Here is a 17,290-nt window from a genome sequence, read left to right as displayed (position 1 = left end):
TCGGCTGGTGATACTGGTGCGCGTGCGAGTGCTGGTCGTCGAGGACGACGAGGAAATGGCGTACACGGTGGCCACCGGGCTGCGGCGTGCGCGGATGGCCGTCGACGTGGCGTTGGACGGGACCGGTGGGCTCGAACGCGCGCTGCACACCGACTACGACGTGATCGTGCTGGACCGGGATCTGCCGGGACTACACGGCGACGAGGTGTGCGCGGAGCTGATCGCGGCCCGGTGCCGCAGCCGGATCCTGATGCTGACCGCGGCGGCCACGACCGAAGACCTCGTCGACGGCCTCGGCCTCGGTGCGGACGACTACCTGCCCAAGCCGTTCGACTTCCGGGTGCTCGTGGCTCGGGTCGGGGTGCTGGCGCGACGGGCGCATCCCGCCGTGCCGCCAGTGCTGCGCCACGGTGACCTCGTGGTCGACACGGCCCGGCGCCTGGCCACTCGTGGTGACCGGCCGCTGGAGCTCGCGCCGAAGGAGTTCGGTGTGCTGGAGCTGTTGCTGGCCGCGGAAGGCAGGGCCGTATCGGCGGAGGAACTGCTGGAACGGGTGTGGGACGAGGCGACCGACCCGTTCACCAACGCCGTGAAGATCACGATCAGCAGGCTGCGGGCCCGGCTCGGTGCCCCGCAGGTCATCGAGACCGTGCCCAAGAGCGGCTACCGAATCTGATGGGCCTGTTCCTCCGGCTCGCCGGCCGCTGCCTGCCGCGCCGAACCGTCCGGCTGCGGCTGACCCTCCTGTACGGCGGGCTGTTCCTGCTCTGCGGCGCGGGCGTCCTGACGGCCACGTACTTCCTGGTGCGTCACGCGGTGCAGCCGGCGGGCAACGTGCGGCTGTTCCGGTATCCCCTGGACTCCGCCGCCCCGGCCCCGGCGGGTAGCTCGCTCCCCATGCTGGGCGTCGAGGCCGAGCAGGTCGCCGCGAAGGCCGAAGAAGCCTTGGCGGCGCAACGGCAGGAGGTGCTGCACCAGCTGCTGGTCCAGTCCGGAATCGCGCTGGCCATGATGGTGGCGCTCGCGCTCGCACTCGGCTGGTGGGTGGCAGGCCGCGTCCTGCGCAGGCTGCGCACGATCACCGCGGCGGCACGGAAGATCTCGGCGACCAACCTGCACCAGCGCCTCGCGCCGTCCGGCCCGGACGACGAGCTGAAGGAGCTGGGGGACACCTTCGACGAACTGCTCGGGAGGCTCGAGGCGGCATTCCAGGCGCAGCGCCAGTTCGTGGCCAACGCGTCGCACGAGCTGCGCACACCGCTCGCCCGCCAGCGCACTATCGGGCAGGTGGCGCTCGACGACCCGGACGCGACGATGGCATCCCTGCGTGCGGCGCACGAGCGGATTCTCGTGGCGGGTGCTCAGCAGGAACGGCTGATCGAAGCCATGCTCACCTTGACCCGCGGCCACGGCGGCATCGACGTCCGGCATCCCTTCGATCTCGGCGAGATGGTCACCGAGGTGGTCGACGTCCACCGTCCGCCAGACCTCACGCTGCGGACCACGATCGAACCGTGTCTCGTGTCCGGGCACCGCGCGCTCGCCGAGCGGCTGGTCGTGAACCTGGTGGACAACGCGATCCGGCACAACGTGCCCGGCGGGTGGGTCGAGGTGTCCTGCGGCTCGGGCGTGCTGACCGTGACCAACTCGGGCCCGGTCGTGCCCGCGACCGAGGTGGACCGTCTTTTCCAGCCCTTCCAGCGGCTGGGGAGAGCACGGACAGGGCAAGGCCTGGGGCTGGGCCTGTCGATCGTGCAGGCGATCGCCACCGCTCATGACATGCCGGTCACGGCGACACCGAGGCAGGATGGCGGCTTGACGATGAGGGTCGAGTTCGCCTGACTCCGTGTCCGCTCGTTGAACTCCTCGCGAATCCTTCGCCGGTTACGGTTGCCGCCCCCGGCGTATGCGGGAATTGTTCGCGTTTGGTCTGGATGTTGTCGGAGGGAGCGATATGCGCGTGCGAAAGCTACTCGTGGCCGTCACCGCGGCGACCGCGGTCGCCGGCGGGGTGACCGTGCCGGCGTGGGCGAGCAGCGAGGCCCCAGGTGCCGTCGCGGTGAACCTGGAGGGCGCCAAGAACTTCCGCGATGTCGGCGGGTACACGACGACCGACGGCCGCACGGTGCGTACCGGCGTGGTCTTCCGGTCCGACAAGCTGTCCCGGCTCACCGACGCGGATCTCCGGCGGCTCACCGCCGCGAACGTCTCGCTGGATGTCGATCTGCGCAACGTGAAGGAACGCCACGACGAGCCGGACCGAGTGCCCGCGGGCGCCCGTTACCAGGTGGCCGACGTGGTCTCGCTCGAACACGGGCTGCGGTTCCACGACAACGCCGCCGTCACGCTGGTGAAGGCCATCGCGGCCGGGCTGCTCAACGGATCCGACAACCTGGGCCAGTCGATCGGCTACCCGTTCATGGTCGACTTCGTGGGCGCGGACCACGCGTTCGGCGACCTGCTGCGGGCCATCGCGGCGAACGGTTCCGGCGCCACCGTATTTCATTGTTCGGCGGGCAAGGACCGTACCGGCTGGGGGACGGCGATCCTCCTGAGCCTGCTCGGTGTGCCACGTGCGGCCATCGAGGCCGACTTCATGCTCAGCAATGACAAGCTGGGTGATCCGAAGGCTGTCGAGCTGAGCTGGCTGCGCGCGGCGTTCGACGAGGTCGACCATCTCTACGGGTCCATGGACGCCTACGCCCGCCAAGGACTGCGCCTCGACGATGCGACCATCGACGCGTTGAAGGCCCGTCTGCTGATCTGACACCCAGCCGAGCCACAACACGGCATCCCTGTCGACGTCGCCGTGTTCGGCGGGGAACATCTGCTCTTCAGCTCACCGTCCCCGTTGCCGCGATGGACGGCAGCGCACGGTCGGTATCGGCGATCCTGGCGAACCTCGCCGTCAAGGGCGCCAGTACCGGTGACACGAGTACCTTGTCGGCCATTCTGCGCAGTGTCAGGCCGAGCCGGGTCCGGGGGAAGGCGAACGGTTTGATCCAGCGGGGGAGTTGCTGGACGTCGTCGACGAGTGGCCGCATCCAGTTCTCGTAAGCCGTGAGGCCGGGCGTGAGGGAGCCGGATCCGGTGCCGGACAAGCTGGCCGCGAGGACGTAACCGCTGACGAGCGCGAGCGAGGCACCGCCGCCACCCAGCGGGGTCACGCACCAGGCGGCGTCACCGGCCAGGCATACCCGCCCGCGGTGCCAGACCGGCATGCGGATCTGGGTGAGGTGGTCGAAGTAGACGTCGTCGGAGCCGTCGAACCCGTCCAGGATCCGGGGCGCTTCCCAGCCCACGCCGGAGAAGCGGTCACGGATCCTGGACAGTGCCTCTGCCCGGTCGAGCCGGGTCGGGTCTTCGGCCTCGGTGCAGGCGAGGATGGCGCGCGTGGTGCCGTGATCATCCGGGCGTAAATGCACCTGCCTGCCGCCGACCGTGGTGTACCAGCGCCATCGGCTGTCGTCGTCGGTGGCGCGCGGGATGGTGCCGAAGACCATGGTGATGCCCAGCGCGCGGCGGTCGACCTGGCCCTCGAAGAGCAGGTCGCGGGTGGTGGAGCGGACGCCTTCGGCGACGACCAGCAGGTCGGCGTGTAGGACCCGACCGGCGTTCGTGGTCAGGGTGACCCTGTCGGTCTCTTCCTCGACCGCGACGATGGTGTCGCCGTAACCGATCTCGACCCCTTCGGGCAGCTGCTGCAGGATCGTGCAGGCAAAATCGCCACGCAGGATTTCGAGTTCGGCGGTCGCGCCGTCGGGGCCGTCAGAGGGCAGCTCCACGAGGACCTCACCGGAGGCACCCACGAAAACGGTGCCGGTCTCGGTGGTGTTCTGCGCTCTCACCGCGTCGGTCAAGCCCATCCTGGCGAGTACCTCGCGGCCGACGCCGCGGACGTCGACGTTCTGCCCGCCGTCGCGAAACTCCGTCGCCCTCTCCAGCACGGTCACCTCCCAGCCGGTGCGCCGCAGCCAGAAAGCGGCCGAGAGTCCGGCGATACTCGCGCCGGACACCACGGCGTGTCGAGTGGTCATCAGAGTTCCCCTGTCGATAGCGGGCGTAGTAGCTTTACTGCAAAGCTACTACGCTGCAAAGGTGATCGCATGGCCGATGTCGACCCGCTGACCGAGAGCTGGACGCCGATCCAGATCGAAGTGATGCAGCGGCTTCGAGACTGGGCGGCCGGCTTCGGTGACCTGAATCGCCATCTCGCCGTCTGGATGCGGCTGCCCGCTTCGGACGCCCATGCGCTGGGGCAGATCACCTGGGCCGCCGAAGCGGGGACACCGCTCTCGCCGGTGGAGCTGTCCCGGCGGATCGCCATGACCACCGGGGCCACCACGATTCTGCTGAACCGGCTCGAGGACGCCGGTCATGTCCAGCGCAGCCGCGAGAGCAGCGACCGTCGCCGTGTCACCCTGCGCCCGACCCCCGCCGCGCGCGAACACGCCCGCCGGTTCCTCACCTTCGCCGGCGCCGAGATCGCGGCCACACTCCGCGCCGCCGACCCCGAGGAACTTCGTGTCGTCACCACGTTCCTGTCGAAGATCACCGAGGCGGCGGAGAGTGCCAACCGGCGGTTGGAGCTGTGATCGCCGAGCCCCGTTCGGAAGTGGACCCGGTGTACCGGGCAGAAGAAGCATCGACGCGGGCGAGCGCTACTTGCACAAGGTCTGGACGTTCGTGAAGGTGATGTCGCCTGTGGAGGTGGTGTCAGGGTTGAACCGGAAGACGACGTCATCGTCGCCGAGCTGCCCGCGACGAGCTGCTCCGGCAGGTCGGTGGAGCCGCCCTCCCGAATGGCCGGGTCCGTACCTTCAAGCCGTTGGACAACGTAGCGGCTTCGGCTGCCGGCCTCTCTGACACGGAGGCGTTGTCGACGCAAAAGTCCTTGTGAGCACTGGCGAAATTCGGGTCAGCGCACTTCGCGGGGTCGAGGTCGGCAGCGTCCTGTCGGGCGTCCGGCGCGGCAGAGCCGTCGCACGCGGCCAGAACGAGGACGCCGACCATTACGAAGAGGCCGACCGAGAGTCTTTTGGTGGCACAGTACGTCACGTGGGACGCGTCGAGAGTCCTGCCCCATCCAGCAGGAATGCAAGGAATGGGCCGACCGTGGGCCCGCAACACGAATACCTTTCACGGCCGGGGTCGAGACTGGTGAGGTATTCGGCTGTCGTCGCTTCACGCGCCGAATCGTCGGCAACTTTGGCGAACACCCGTTCGCATACCGAACTGCTCGAAGCATGGCTTTTGGCGCATGGTTAAAGGTGTCGAGAGGCATTCTCCGTGAATGGCAACAGTCCGATTCTTGCCGAGGTCGGGCGCCAAAAGCCGGGACCACCTCGTCGAACCGGCCCAGACCGGGAGTGCGGGCCATCCCTGGCCCTGGCGGGAATGCCGACGACGTTCGAAAGTCCCGACCAAGCTGTCGTTCTCCGTCGCTCAACGGCGACTGGTTCCGCATCGTGGGCGATTCACCGTTCGTGTGAAGCTGTTACTGTAAGTTGGCAACGCTGACTCTGTGTTGATACTCTTCTCTGCGAGATGCCCGCACTGACTATCGAAATCCGGTGGCCGGGTCAGCGTAATTCCTGAACCAGAAACAAGTCGTTTGAATTGACGCCGTCGGCGTTCGACGGGGATTTCCAGTAGCCCGGTCGTCCCTGTGACGACGGCAGGCACTGTCGCGCGGTCTTTTCCGCGGCGTGCCTTGGGATTGGCATTTCCCAGCTCCCTGCGGCACTGGCATGTCGCAGGGAGTCAAGTAATCAACTCATGATCGGAAGGATAGTGAGATGAACCACAGTCCGCCAGGGTTTGCGTCGAGAACATTGACGAAGTGCACCCTGACTCATCTTGCCCAGTCGGCTGACCTCAACCACCAGGGAGATGTCAGCGGTTTCGTTATTTTCCGGCTGATCGACCACGCGGCATGGGTGGCCACGCTCGAGCAGAGCAACGGCCCGACAGCCACCCGTGCCGTGAAGCGGATGGAGTTCCTGAACCGGGTCAAGGAAGGCGCGCTGCTGCATGCCTATGCCCGGATCGAACAGGTCAACAACACCTCGATCGAAGTCTGCGTGAAGGTTACCGCCACCTACTGGACGGGTTGGGCGGACAGCCCTGAAGACGTCCCAGAGCCCCCGACACCAGTGGCTTCGGCGGATCTGGTGTTCGTGGCCATCGACTCCACCGGAACGCCGCGGCCCGCGACACCGGTGCCTGCGACCCGATCGTCATCCGAGGACCTGCATCGGCAGCGCAGCACCGGTTCCGGGAAACGGCCGCCCGGCCGCCCAGGCAAAATCTCTCACTGACCCGTCGGCGCTCCCGGAACGGTTTCTCCAGCGTGGTCCGCGGGGGGTGACGATCGCGTCTGTCGGATCGCACCTGGCGACGACCATTTCGAGAATGGCCGCCTCACCGTCGAGCAGACGGTGAGGCGGCCATGATGGTCATCGTGTCTCGTTCCGGAGCGCCGGCGGTTGGTCCATTCGAGTGAGCAGGTGGTCTGTTTGTGATGCCGCGTGGTCGCGTTCCGATGGATCGGCAGTGAGAAGACGACAGGGTTTGCTGCTCGGCCTCGGTTTGCTTGCCGTGGCGTTGGTCTGGTGGGTTGTCGAGGTCGCTTTCCTGCCGTCGGAAGCACGGGGTAACGCCGCTACCTATGGACAGTTCGTCCTCGCCGCGGTGGGTCTCGCCGTCAGCGTCGTCGGGTTGTGGAAGGCGGTACTCCCGCCGTCGACAGGGCTCGACGAGCTGTCGGACCGGTTCGCGACGGTGATGCGCGCGCAAAGCGTGACGGCGGCGCTGGAGCGTGGCTTGATGCAGCCTTCTCCCTTGCCCCTCCGGTGGTCGGGAGTGGCGAAGGGAATCACTGGGAGTGTCGCCGCGGCGACGGCGTCACGCGGTGCGGAGGCGTGGTTCCAGCCCTTGCCGGGCCTTGGCCCCATAACGTCGGCGGACCTGCGGTCGGGTAACCGCGAGAAGCTGCACAGGGTCTATGGCGCTCTTCCGTCAGGACGGTTGATCCTCGTCGGGCCGGCGGGCTCGGGCAAGAGCTCGGCGGCCGTGCTGCTCCAGCTGGACGCCCTGCAGTACCGGGAATCCGCTGCCGGTGACCACGACCGGTGGCGGATCCCGGTTCCGGTGATCCTCACCCTGCACGGCTGGGATCCGGAGACCACCTCGGTCATGGACTGGCTGGTGAGCAGACTGACCCTGATTCCGTTGCTGCGCGGCCGTGGGGGTGCCCGTCACGCGCGGGCCTTGCTGGAGCGGCACATCACCGTCATCCTCGACGGGCTCGATGAGATCCCGGAACATCTGCGGCCGATCGCGCTGCAGGTGCTCAGCGACCAGGCAACGTTCCGTGTGATTCTGCTCAGCCGCACGGACGAGATGGCCGACGCAGCACGGCAGCACCTGCTTGTCGGCGCGGTGGCGGTGAGGCTGGAGCCGTTGACGCCCGCGGCCACCCTCCGCTACCTGCTCGGCCCGCTGGCCTCACCGGCTCCGTCCGAGTGGAAATCGCTTGCCGAGACGATGAAGGACGACCGTTCCAGTCCCGTGGCGTCGGTGCTGAGCAGCCCGTTGTGGGTGAGTCTTCTGCACGACATCTACCCGCCGCTGGGAAAACTGGACGCCACCGTCGACGAACTGCTCGACACCGATCGGTTCACCGACTCCAGAACCATCACCCAGCACCTACTCGACCAGGCGATCGCCGCCGCTTACACGAGCCGGCCGTGGGAGAAGCCGTCGCCCTACACTCCCGCCACGGTCCGCCGCACCCTCGGCGTCATCGCCGGCAGGCTTCACCGGGACCGCACCCGTGACTTCACCTGGTGGGGGACGGCCGCGTGGTCGCCGATGTCCGGCCGCCTCGCCTCCTTGATACCAACGGTCTTGTTCACGATTCCTGCGGTGCTGACCGCGGGGACACTGATCGCCGTCCTGGCGGACGACCTGTTCTGGGTCATTTCAGGCGCCCTGGCCGGCATCGGGGTCGCGGCCAAGTTCCTGGCACCGGCTGCCAAGTACCCCCTCACACTCGGGGGCTCATTCCAGTCGCGGAACCTCAGGCGAGGGGTCCAGCTGGGGCTGTCTCTGGGCCTCGGTTTCGGGGTTGTGGCAGGCTCGCAGGGAGGATTCGCAGGAGGTTTCGCCTCCGGGTACGTGGGAGGGCTTGGGGTGTGCGTGCCCGTCGGCCTGGTGGGTGGCGTGACGGTCGGTCTACTCGACCATCTGGCTCAGCAAGGACGAAACGACGTCAACCCGCCCACTCCGGTGAACCTCTGGCGCGCTGAACTCGCGACCGTTCCCCTGCTGCTCGTGACCTTCGCTTCGGCGGGCGCGCTCGTTTTCGGGCTTCTCGGGGGCGTGGTCGGGGGTGTTCAGAGCGGGCTGGAAGAAGCCGTCATCGGCGCGTTCGTCGGGGCAGCGATCGCCATCGCGGTGTGGACGGCCCTGTCGAAGACGATGCGATCGGCCTGCGGCCAGCTCTATCTCACCGTCCGGTACCGGACGCCCTTCCGATTCCTGCGGTTCCTCGAAGACGCGCGCTCACGGCACATCCTCAGAACGGTCGGCCCGCTCTACCAATTCCGCCACGCCACGCTGCAAGACCACCTCGCAGCGGAGACCACGCCCACCGCGTCGCCGGATCACCCGAAGTCGTTGACCGAATGACACGGTCCCGTCGAGTTGGCCTGTCCGGGTGACAAACCGGTCGCCGCGTCGGCGAAGGAGTTCGGGATCAGAGGTCCTGCAGGTGGAGGCGGTCTGGGCCCACGAGTTCGGTCCGCGCGTTAGTCTGGCGCGGGGGTGTGATGGCGATGTCAGGGCTGTCTGAGGAGGTCCTGCGCTGGGCAGTCGGCGCGGTGGGCGGCGGTGTTCGGGTGGCCGCTGTCACTGGCTTGCGCGAGGGCGCGAATCCGTGGCTGTTGAGGTTCGAACCGGCGGATCAGGTCGAAGCGGTGGTGCTGCGGCTCGGGGACCCGGCCGACCCCGACCATTGCCGGCGTTTCGGCACCGAGGTGGCGGCGTTGCGGGTTGCCGGTGATTACCGGTTGCCCGCCGCCCAACTGATCGCCGCGGATCTCGACGGTGCTGAAACAGGTACTTTGGCGCTGCTGACCACGGTTCTGCCAGGGGACAGCAAGATTCCTCCGGTCGCCTCTGCCAGGCGGCTGCGCTGCCTGGGAGCTGTGGCGGCCGCACTGCAGACGGTCCCGTTGGCGCCTCGGGCCGCCCTGCCGTTACGGACCCGGTCGATAGCGGATGTGGACTTCGCGGCCTGCCGTCGCGAGAAGGGCACCACTCAGCTGCTGAAGGCCGCCGAGGAACGCCTCGACCGACTTCCGGTGCCCGAAGGCCCGACGGTTTTCGTTCACGGAGATCTGTGGCACGGGAACACGCTGTGGTCCGGCGATCGCTGCACAGGCCTTGTCGATTGGGACTGTGCGGGTGCCGGGTCACCGGGAATCGACCTGAGCGGGGCACGATTCGACGCAGCCTTGATGTTCGGGATCCCTGCCGCCGACCAAGTGCTGCAGGGTTGGCAGCGGGCCGCCGGGCGACGGGCGGATCAGGTCGCCTACTGGGATGTCGTGGCGGCGTCCTGCACTTTGGCCGACATGGCGTTCTGCGTCCCGGCCATGCATGACCAGGGGCGACCAGACCTCGATGCCGACGTTCTTGGGGAGCGCCGGGACGCGTTCCTCAGCGCCGCGCTGGCCCGGCTCGACGCCGAGGAGCGATAGCCCATGGCACAGCTCATGGGAGCGGGAGCCCGGCGCGCCGGGCTCCCGCTCTCGGTCGAGCATGCGCGAAGCGAACGGGATCAGCCGTCGTTCCACGTCCAGGTCTCGGTCGAGCAACCCGCACCGGACTTGCAGAGCGACAGCCTGATTCCGCTTCCCTTCCCGCCGAAGGCGTTGGGGTTGGTGCTGTCCTCGTAGAAGTCCTTGTTGCAGTGGCCCCAGGTGTTCTGGGTGCTGATCGAGCATTCACCCTGCCGGTACTGCCGCCAGCTGCTGCCGTCCCACAGCCAGTTGCTCCAGCGCGCGTACACGCCGGTGCTTTGCGCCACCAGGTAGATCTGGTCGCCGTACTTCACGAAGCACGCTTCGCCATACGCCGATTCCGTGCAGCCATATGTGTTCTGTATGGGACCACCCAGTACCGCCTCGTTGTACTCGGTGGCCAGCGCCGACACCCCGTCGGACGCGGCAGACGGCGCGCCGCCCGCCAGCATGCCCGCGATCGCCAGCAGCGGCGCTGCGGCGAAGCCCGTGATTCTGGTTCCCCGGTTTCTCATGTCGTTTCCCTCCCGGTCGGCCGCCCGGATCCGGGCGGCCGACCAAAGCTGGCTGACGCGCCTGAGGGAAATCTGCAATCAGCCTGGAACGCGCTGGTCACCCGCCCTACGGCAGGCCCCCGCCACCTACCCGGTCCGGGCGTCAGGGCATGAGATTCACCGGCGGAAAACGGACTCTAATGATCGTCGCGCCCGGCCGGACGGGTGTGCACGGCCGGCGGAACGGCATCACGGTCGCGTAGTCCGTCCACAGTGGATTCCGCAGCACGGGAAGGTGTCAGGCGGAACAGGGCCATCGCGCTGATCATGCTGACGCCGCAGATCGCGGCCAGATACCAGGTGATGCCGGTGGTCGCGCCGGTGGCGTTGAGCACCGCGGTGGCGATCATCGGGGCGAGCCCGCCGCCGAGGATCGCGCCGCCCTGCAGCAGCAGCGACATGCCGGAGAACCGGACGTTGACCGGGAAGGTGTCCGCGATGATCGCGCCCTGTACGCAGTGGGTGATCGGGACGACCAGGCCCATGCCCGCCAGTGCGAGCAACGCGAGCCCGGTGTTGCCGGTGTTCAGCAACGGGAAGAACGCGAGGCACCACAGCAGGAGCGCGGCTGATCCGGCGACGAACATGGTGCGCCTGCCGTGGCGGTCGGCGATCCGGGTCCAGACCGGAATGGTGGCGAACCACAGCGCCGCCGATCCGGTCACCGACAGGATCAGGAACTGCCGGTCGTAGTGGAGGTTCTGGGTTCCGTAGGACAGGGTGAAGACCATGAACACGTAGGCGACCGCCGAGTTCGCCACGCCGACCAGCAGGGTCAGCGCGAGCCTGCCGACGCCGACCTTGAGTGCCGCGCCGAGCGGGAACCGGACCACCTGGTCGTTCCGGGTCATCCGCGCGAACGACGGTGATTCGGTGATCCGCAGCCGGATCATCAGGCCGATCGCGACCAGTACGAAGCTCAGCAGGAACGGGATCCGCCAGCCCCACGTGGCGAACGCGCTCGCGGGCATCAGCGCGCTGCTGCCGAGGAACAGCAGGTTCGCCAGCACCAGACCGGCCGGGGTGCCCATCTGCGGGAACCCGGCGTAGCGGTTCCGTTGATCGGCGGGCGCGTGTTCCATCGACATCAGGGTCGCGCCCGCCCCTTCTCCGCCGAGCCCGATGCCCTGCACGATCCGCATCGCGACCAGCAGGATCGGCGCCCAGATGCCGATCGCCTGGTAGTTCGGGATCAACCCGATCAGTGTGGAGCCGATGCCCATCAGCATCAGCGACACCACGAGCGTGGACTTGCGGCCGATCCGATCGCCGAAGTGGCCGAACACCAGGCCGCCGAGCGGGCGCGCGATGAACCCGACGGCGAAGGTGCTGAACGCGGCGAGGGTGCCGACCGTCGGGCTCAGCGAGGGGAAGAACTGCTTGTTGAAGATCAGCGCGGACGCGGTGCCGTAGAGGAAGAAGTCGTACCACTCGAGGGTGGTCCCGGCGAGTGTGGCGGCGGCGATCTTGCGGGGCGCGGGTGCGTTCATCTGCGAAAACCCAATCGACTCTGGTGACAGCCGACCGCGGCTGCTGGCGATTGGGCAGAAGCCTGACACCGTGAGGCATAGGCCACAAATGCCGAATTGCCGTTCTGGTATGCCCAAACAGGTATGTCTCCGAGGTCGAGCACCAAAGTCGATATGCTCTTTTGGGTATAGCTGGCGAGCAGATGCGCATTTGTTCCGCATGGCGCGGCCGGTCAGAGTGAACGGCATGACGCAGTCAGGGCGGTGGATCCGCAACTTCGTGGACGGTGAGTTCGCCGAGCCGGACGGGCCGGGGTTCCCGGCGGTCGATCCGGCGACCGGCACGGAGTTCGCCAGGGTGCACGAGGCCGACCGGCAGCTGGTGCACCGCGCGGTCACCGGTGCCCGCGCCGCGTTGCACGATGGCTGGGCGGACACTCCGGTGCGGGAGCGGACCGCGTTGCTGCGCCGGGCGGCCGATCGGATCGAGGCCCGGTTCGAGGAGTTCGTGGCGGCCGAGGTCGCCGACACCGGAAAGCCGGTCACTCAGGCCCGCGAACTGGACGTGGCCCGCGCGGTGGCGAACTTCCGCACGTTCGCCGATGTGATCGCGGCCGCAGGCCAGGAATCGTTCGTCACCGATCTGCCCGGTGGGGCACAGGCGCTGAACTACGCGGTGCGCAAGCCGCTCGGCGTGGTCGCGGTGATCGTGCCGTGGAACCTGCCGCTGCTGTTGCTGACCTGGAAAGTCGCACCCGCGCTCGGCTGCGGCAACGCGGTCGTGGTCAAGCCGAGCGACCAGACCCCGTCCACCGCGACCCTGTTGGCCGAGGTGCTGGCCGAAGTCGGATTGCCCGCGGGCGCCTACAACGTGGTGCACGGGTTCGGGGGCGACTCGGCGGGGCAGTACCTGACCGAGCATCCCGGTATCGACGGGGTGACGTTCACCGGCTCGTCGGCCACGGGAACCCAGGTGATGCGCACGGTCGCGCCACGGGTCCGGCCGGTCTCGTTCGAACTCGGCGGGAAGAACGCCGCCATCGTGTTCGACGACGCGGATCTCGACGAGACGCTCGCCGGGCTGACCCGGTCCGTGTTCGCGAACACCGGGCAGGTGTGCCTGTGCACCGAGCGGGTGTACGTGCAGCGTTCGGTATTCGAAGAGGTGGCGGGCGGTTTGGTGGAGCGGGCGCGCGGGCTGCGGCTCGGCGACCCGTCGGCCGAGCGGACGACCACCGGCCCGCTGATCTCTCCGGAGCACCGGCGCAAAGTGCTGGACTACCTCGCGCTCGCCACGGAGGCCGGCGCCGAAACCCTGGCCGGCGGCGGGATCCCCGAGATCGGCCCGGAATTCGACGGCGGCTCGTGGCTGGAGCCGACTCTGTGGACCGGCTTGACCAACAAGGACCGGCCGGTGCGGGAGGAGATTTTCGGTCCGGTGGCCGCGCTGATCCCGTTCGACACCGAGGACGAGGCGGTCGCGTTGGCCAACGACACCGAGTACGGGCTGGCTTCCTCGGTGTGGACACAAGACCTGCGTCGGGGACACCGCGTCGCACAGGCCATGCACGTCGGCATGTCCTGGGTGAACACCTGGTTCCTGCGCGACCTGCGCTCGCCGTTCGGCGGGATGGGGCTTTCCGGGATCGGCCGGGAGGGCGGCGCCTCTTCGCTGCACTTCTACACCGAGCCGACGAATGTGTGCGTGCGGCTGTGACCGCGCCGATCGAGGAGGAGGCTCAGTGACGGCAGAACGTCGTACTCGACCTGGAGGGGAGCAGCACATGATGGCCATCGCGGAGATCTCGGCGCTCGCCGAGCGGCTGGACACCGCGCAGATCACGTGCGCGGACACCCCGAGCCTCGCCGACGATCACGAGTTGGACATCGCCGACGCGTACGCCGTCCAGGCCGCGTTGGTGGCCCGCCGGGAGAGTCGTGGCGAGCGGGTGCTCGGGGTCAAACTGGGCCTGACCAGCAAGGCGAAGATGGCACAGATGGGCGTGTCCGAAGTGATCGCCGGCAGGCTCACCGACGCGATGCGGGTCGCCGACGGCGGCGAGGTCTCGTTGGCGGGCTTCATTCATCCCAAGGTGGAGCCGGAGGTCGCGTACCGGCTGGCTCGCGACGTCGATCTCACCGACCCCGCGTTCGACGTGGAGTCCGCGGTGGACGCGATGGCCCCGGCGATCGAGATCATCGACTCCCGGTACCGGGATTTCCGGTTCACCCACACCGATGTGGTCGCGGACAACACCTCGGCCGCCGGGTTCGTGCTCGGCCCTTGGCGCGCGTTCGGCGAGGTGGCGAACCGGGCGGTGCGGCTCAGTTCCGGGGATCGCCAGGTGATCGGCTCGACGGCGGCGATCCTCGGCGATCCGGTGCGCGCGCTGCATGCGCTGGTCGAGCTGTGCCGGAAGCGGGACATCCCGTTGCGAGCCGGGCAGGTGGTGCTGGCCGGGGCGGCGACCGAAGCGGTGCCGTTCGCGCCCGGCGTCGCCGAGGCGGATATCGCCGGACTCGGCCGGGTTTCGGTGCGGGGGCTGGCATGAGCGGGCTGGTGATTCCCGGACGGGCGAAACCGAGGGGCCGGTTCCCGCATGTGAAGGTCGCGGGAGAGCTGATCTACGTGTCCGGCACCAGCTCTCGACGCCCGGACAACACGTTCGCCGGCGTCGAGGTGGACGAACTCGGCACCACGAACCTGGACATCCGGGCGCAGACCCGCGCGGTGATCGACAACCTCCGCGGCATCCTGCACGAGGTCTGCGCCGACCTCTCCGACATCACGCAGATCACCACCTTCCTGGTTTCGATGAACGATTTCGGCGGCTACAACGAGATCTACGGCGAATACTTCGACGAAACAGGCCCTGCCCGCACCACGGTCGCGGTCCATCAGCTGCCGCATCCGCATCTGCTGATCGAAATCCAGGCAATCGCTCATATACCGAAAGATACGGAGGTTCCGCGATGACCGGCATTCCCGAGGTCGTCAATTTCCAGGCCTGGATCGCCGAGCACGAGCATCTGCTCAAGCCGCCGGTGAACAACCGGACCATGGCGCTCGGCAGCGATTTCATCGTGCAGGTCGTGGGTGGGCCGAACCAGCGCACCGATTTCCACGTCGACCCCTATGAGGAATGGTTCTACCAGCTCAAGGGCACCATGCACGTGAACATCATGACCGACGAGGGCCAGAAGACCATCCGTATCTCCGAAGGCGACACGTGGCTGCTGCCGGGCGACATCCCGCACTCGCCACAGCGCCCGGAGGCCGACTCGATCGGCCTGGTCATCGAACGCGTCCGCGAGGAGGGCACGCTGGAGAAGTTCCAGTGGTACTGCCCCGAATGTGCTTCGTTGGTGCACGAGGTGGAACTCCAGGTGCGCGACATCGTCGAGGATCTGCCGCCGGTGTTCACCGCCTTCTACGGCGACGAGCAGGCTCGCACCTGCGGCGGCTGCGGCGCACTCCACCCCGGAAAGGGCTGAGATGACCGGCCTGATCGACATCCACACGCATTACGTGCCGAACGGCTGGCCGGATCTGCGCGCGGACGCCGGGCCGGACGCGCCGTGGCTGCGCGCGGAAACCGAGTCCGAGGCGATGATCATGATGGGGGACAAGGAGTTCCGCCGGATCGGCGCGGACTGCTGGAACGCGGAGACCCGGCTGCTGGACATGGACGCCGATGGCGTGCGCACCCAGGTGGTCTCGCCGACGCCCGCCTTCTTCAACTACGGCCGGACCGGCGAGCAGGCGGGCCGGATCGCCCGGATCTTCAACGACCTGGCGCTGGAGATCGTCGCACCGGCACCCGACCGGCTGATCCCGTTCTGCCAGGTCCCGTTGCAGGACACCGACGCGGCATGCCGTGAACTGGAACGCTGCCTGGCCGCGGGGCATCGCGGGGTGGAGATCGGCAACCACGTCGGGGACCAGGATCTGGACAGCGCCGGGGTGGAAACCTTCCTGCAGCATTGCGCGTCGCTCGGGGTCCCGGTGTTCGTGCACCCGTGGGACATGGCCGATTCACCCCGGCTGGACCGGTGGATGGCGCGGTGGCTGACCGCGATGCCCGCGGAGACGCATCTGTCGATCCTGGCCCTGGTGCTCGGCGGGGTCTTCGACCGGATCGACGCGAGCCTGAAGATCTGCTTCGCGCACGGCGGCGGGTCGTTCGCGTTCTGGCTCGGCCGGATGGAGAACGCCTGGCATCGGCGGAACGACGTGATCGGCACCTCGGAGTTCCCGCCGTCGCACTACCTCGATCGGTTCCACGTCGACTCGGTGGTCTTCGACGAGCGGGCGCTGCGGCTGCTCGTGGACACACTCGGCGCCGAGCGGGTGATGGTCGGCAGTGACTACCCGTACCCGCTCGGCGAACGCCCGGTCGGCGAGGTGGTGCGCAAGAGCGGCTTCCTGAGCGAGACCGAGCGGCAGCTGATCACCAGCGGGAACGCCGAACGCTTTCTCTTCACGTCGTGATCGGACAATCCTGATGCGACATGCCGGTGGCGACGTCGGTCAGGCTGCGGATCAGCGCGTCCACCGACGGGCTGAGCGTGCGCTGGGCGGGCAGGGTGAGTCCGACGCTGTGCCCGATGGGCTCCAGTGCCAGCGCGACCCTGGTTATCCTCGGATCGTCCTTGGTGATCAGGCTGGGCAGGGCGGCGATCACATCGGTTTCCAGCAGCAGCTGCCGCACAGTGAGGAACGACGTGGTCTCCACGCGGTTCGCCGGTAGCGGGAAGCCGTTACGGGTGAACAACCCCTCCAGCTCACGGCGCAGCGCGGTCTCCGCTCCGGGCAGGATCCACGGGTATTCCGCGAGGTCGGCCAGTTCGACGCCGGTCGCGCCCGCCAGCGGATGCGTGGTGCGGACCACCAGATCCACCGACTCGTCGTACAGTTTGCGTCGTTCGATCCGCTCATCCGACGGCGCGGTCAACCTGCCGATGATCAGGTCGACCCGGCCCGCCTCCAGCTCCACCAGCAGCGCTTCGGGAGAACCCTCCCGTACCACGATGGTCAGGTACGGCCGTTCGGTCTTGATCGCCGCGATCGCGCGCGGCAGCAACATGTTCGACCCCGCGAGATGGGTGCCGACCACCACCGTGCCGCGCTCCGCGTCGGCCAGCTCGGCGACATGCCGCCCCGCCTGTTCGAGCTGCGCGAGCACCGCACGGGCATGCCCGGTGAACGCCTCGCCGAACACCGTCGGGGTGATGCCGCGCGGGCCGCGTTCGAACAGCCGCACGTCGAGGATCTCTTCGAGCTCATGCAGACTCCTGGTCGCCACCGGCTGCGTCACATGCAACTCGGCCGCGGCCCCGACCACGGTGCCCTGTCTGGCCAGCGCGTCGAGCAGGACGAGATGACGGAACTTCAGTCGGCCGTCCAACAGACGAGGCAAGAACACCAGCCGATCCTACCCGCGAGGTGCGTATGACC

At 67.9% G+C, this 17,290-nt stretch carries 16 protein-coding genes; 12 read left to right on the top strand and 4 right to left on the bottom strand.

The genetic code is table 11. The features are described 5' to 3' along the window. Positions 1-22 precede the first annotated feature (22 nt). From AMYAL_RS0132550 to AMYAL_RS0132540, 3 genes are all read left to right on the top strand, one after another. Positions 23-676: a response regulator transcription factor gene (locus AMYAL_RS0132550; protein ID WP_026467634.1), complete on the top strand. Its 654-nt coding sequence runs from the start codon at positions 23-25 to the stop codon at positions 674-676. Then, positions 676-1,842 (top strand): sensor histidine kinase, encoded by a 1,167-nt coding sequence (locus tag AMYAL_RS0132545; RefSeq protein ID WP_039794501.1) that lies wholly within the window; start codon positions 676-678, stop codon positions 1,840-1,842. Before AMYAL_RS0132550 ends, AMYAL_RS0132545 begins: the two co-directional genes overlap by 1 nt. A gap of 112 nt (positions 1,843-1,954) precedes the next feature. Then, on the top strand, positions 1,955-2,767 hold the full coding sequence (locus tag AMYAL_RS0132540; RefSeq protein ID WP_020635478.1) for a tyrosine-protein phosphatase: 813 nt from the start codon (positions 1,955-1,957) through the stop codon (positions 2,765-2,767). Positions 2,768-2,834: 67 nt separating this feature from the next. Here AMYAL_RS0132540 and AMYAL_RS0132535 read toward each other — a convergent pair whose 3' ends face one another. Further along, positions 2,835-4,037 (bottom strand): FAD-dependent oxidoreductase, encoded by a 1,203-nt coding sequence (locus tag AMYAL_RS0132535; protein WP_026467632.1) that lies wholly within the window; start codon positions 4,035-4,037, stop codon positions 2,835-2,837. A 69-nt stretch (positions 4,038-4,106) separates the two neighbouring features. Between AMYAL_RS0132535 and AMYAL_RS47915 the strand changes: the two genes are divergently transcribed. From AMYAL_RS47915 to AMYAL_RS0132515, 4 genes are all read left to right on the top strand, one after another. Continuing rightward, complete coding sequence (locus AMYAL_RS47915) at positions 4,107-4,595, top strand: MarR family winged helix-turn-helix transcriptional regulator (RefSeq protein ID WP_020635476.1); 489 nt, start codon at positions 4,107-4,109, stop codon at positions 4,593-4,595. Between the two features lie 1,203 nt (positions 4,596-5,798). After that, the gene (locus AMYAL_RS46610) at positions 5,799-6,320 is read left to right on the top strand and encodes an acyl-CoA thioesterase (protein ID WP_084702189.1); all 522 of its coding nucleotides are present in this window, start codon (positions 5,799-5,801) and stop codon (positions 6,318-6,320) included. A 235-nt stretch (positions 6,321-6,555) separates the two neighbouring features. Continuing rightward, complete coding sequence (locus tag AMYAL_RS0132520; protein ID WP_143267850.1) at positions 6,556-8,694, top strand: NACHT domain-containing protein; 2,139 nt, start codon at positions 6,556-6,558, stop codon at positions 8,692-8,694. Between the two features lie 146 nt (positions 8,695-8,840). Further along, on the top strand, positions 8,841-9,767 hold the full coding sequence (locus AMYAL_RS0132515; protein WP_245193194.1) for an aminoglycoside phosphotransferase family protein: 927 nt from the start codon (positions 8,841-8,843) through the stop codon (positions 9,765-9,767). A gap of 80 nt (positions 9,768-9,847) precedes the next feature. Here the strand turns inward: AMYAL_RS0132515 and AMYAL_RS50150 are convergent, their stop codons facing one another. Continuing rightward, complete coding sequence (locus tag AMYAL_RS50150; RefSeq protein WP_020635472.1) at positions 9,848-10,324, bottom strand: hypothetical protein; 477 nt, start codon at positions 10,322-10,324, stop codon at positions 9,848-9,850. A gap of 176 nt (positions 10,325-10,500) precedes the next feature. Then, positions 10,501-11,853 carry an MFS transporter gene (locus AMYAL_RS0132505; RefSeq protein ID WP_020635471.1) on the bottom strand — a complete coding sequence of 451 codons (1,353 nt, stop codon included), beginning with the start codon at positions 11,851-11,853 and terminating at the stop codon, positions 10,501-10,503. A gap of 226 nt (positions 11,854-12,079) precedes the next feature. Here AMYAL_RS0132505 and AMYAL_RS0132500 point away from each other — a divergent pair, with 226 nt between their 5' ends. The 5 genes from AMYAL_RS0132500 (at position 12,080) to AMYAL_RS0132480 (ending at position 16,324) form a co-directional block, all read left to right on the top strand. Next, positions 12,080-13,549, top strand: coding sequence for a 2-hydroxymuconic semialdehyde dehydrogenase (locus AMYAL_RS0132500; protein WP_026467630.1), 1,470 nt, complete (start codon positions 12,080-12,082; stop codon positions 13,547-13,549). Between the two features lie 67 nt (positions 13,550-13,616). Next, positions 13,617-14,384, top strand: coding sequence for a 2-keto-4-pentenoate hydratase (locus tag AMYAL_RS0132495; RefSeq protein ID WP_020635469.1), 768 nt, complete (start codon positions 13,617-13,619; stop codon positions 14,382-14,384). Further along, positions 14,381-14,809, top strand: coding sequence for a RidA family protein (locus tag AMYAL_RS0132490; RefSeq protein ID WP_026467629.1), 429 nt, complete (start codon positions 14,381-14,383; stop codon positions 14,807-14,809). The genes AMYAL_RS0132495 and AMYAL_RS0132490 overlap by 4 nt, the downstream gene beginning before the upstream one ends. Continuing rightward, entirely contained in the window at positions 14,806-15,327 is a 522-nt protein-coding gene (locus tag AMYAL_RS0132485; protein WP_020635467.1) for a 3-hydroxyanthranilate 3,4-dioxygenase, read from the top strand. Before AMYAL_RS0132490 ends, AMYAL_RS0132485 begins: the two co-directional genes overlap by 4 nt. Position 15,328: 1 nt before the next feature. Then, entirely contained in the window at positions 15,329-16,324 is a 996-nt protein-coding gene (locus AMYAL_RS0132480) for an amidohydrolase family protein (RefSeq protein WP_020635466.1), read from the top strand. Here AMYAL_RS0132480 and AMYAL_RS0132475 read toward each other — a convergent pair. Then, a complete protein-coding gene (locus tag AMYAL_RS0132475; protein WP_020635465.1) occupies positions 16,314-17,258 on the bottom strand; it encodes a LysR substrate-binding domain-containing protein in 945 nt (314 codons plus the stop codon). The genes AMYAL_RS0132480 and AMYAL_RS0132475 overlap by 11 nt on opposite strands. Between the last annotated feature and the right edge of the window lie 32 nt (positions 17,259-17,290).

It is taken from the genome of Amycolatopsis alba DSM 44262 (genome assembly GCF_000384215.1).
Classification (GTDB): Bacteria; Actinomycetota; Actinomycetes; order Mycobacteriales; family Pseudonocardiaceae; genus Amycolatopsis; species Amycolatopsis alba.
This window is presented reverse-complemented; position numbering and strand designations above follow the sequence as displayed.

Bases quoted from the DNA above. Each gene is read 5' to 3' on its own strand.
- AMYAL_RS0132545 (WP_039794501.1), top strand. From the start codon at position 676: ATGGGCCTGTTCCTCCGGCTCGCCGGCCGCTGCCTGCCGCGCCGAACC.
- AMYAL_RS0132540 (WP_020635478.1), top strand. From the start codon at position 1,955: ATGCGCGTGCGAAAGCTACTCGTGGCCGTCACCGCGGCGACCGCGGTC.
- AMYAL_RS0132535 (WP_026467632.1), bottom strand. From the start codon at position 4,037: ATGACCACTCGACACGCCGTGGTGTCCGGCGCGAGTATCGCCGGACTC.
- AMYAL_RS47915 (WP_020635476.1), top strand. From the start codon at position 4,107: ATGGCCGATGTCGACCCGCTGACCGAGAGCTGGACGCCGATCCAGATC.
- AMYAL_RS46610 (WP_084702189.1), top strand. From the start codon at position 5,799: ATGAACCACAGTCCGCCAGGGTTTGCGTCGAGAACATTGACGAAGTGC.
- AMYAL_RS0132515 (WP_245193194.1), top strand. From the start codon at position 8,841: ATGTCAGGGCTGTCTGAGGAGGTCCTGCGCTGGGCAGTCGGCGCGGTG.
- AMYAL_RS50150 (WP_020635472.1), bottom strand. From the start codon at position 10,324: ATGAGAAACCGGGGAACCAGAATCACGGGCTTCGCCGCAGCGCCGCTG.
- AMYAL_RS0132505 (WP_020635471.1), bottom strand. From the start codon at position 11,853: ATGAACGCACCCGCGCCCCGCAAGATCGCCGCCGCCACACTCGCCGGG.
- AMYAL_RS0132500 (WP_026467630.1), top strand. From the start codon at position 12,080: ATGACGCAGTCAGGGCGGTGGATCCGCAACTTCGTGGACGGTGAGTTC.
- AMYAL_RS0132495 (WP_020635469.1), top strand. From the start codon at position 13,617: ATGATGGCCATCGCGGAGATCTCGGCGCTCGCCGAGCGGCTGGACACC.
- AMYAL_RS0132490 (WP_026467629.1), top strand. From the start codon at position 14,381: ATGAGCGGGCTGGTGATTCCCGGACGGGCGAAACCGAGGGGCCGGTTC.
- AMYAL_RS0132485 (WP_020635467.1), top strand. From the start codon at position 14,806: ATGACCGGCATTCCCGAGGTCGTCAATTTCCAGGCCTGGATCGCCGAG.
- AMYAL_RS0132480 (WP_020635466.1), top strand. From the start codon at position 15,329: ATGACCGGCCTGATCGACATCCACACGCATTACGTGCCGAACGGCTGG.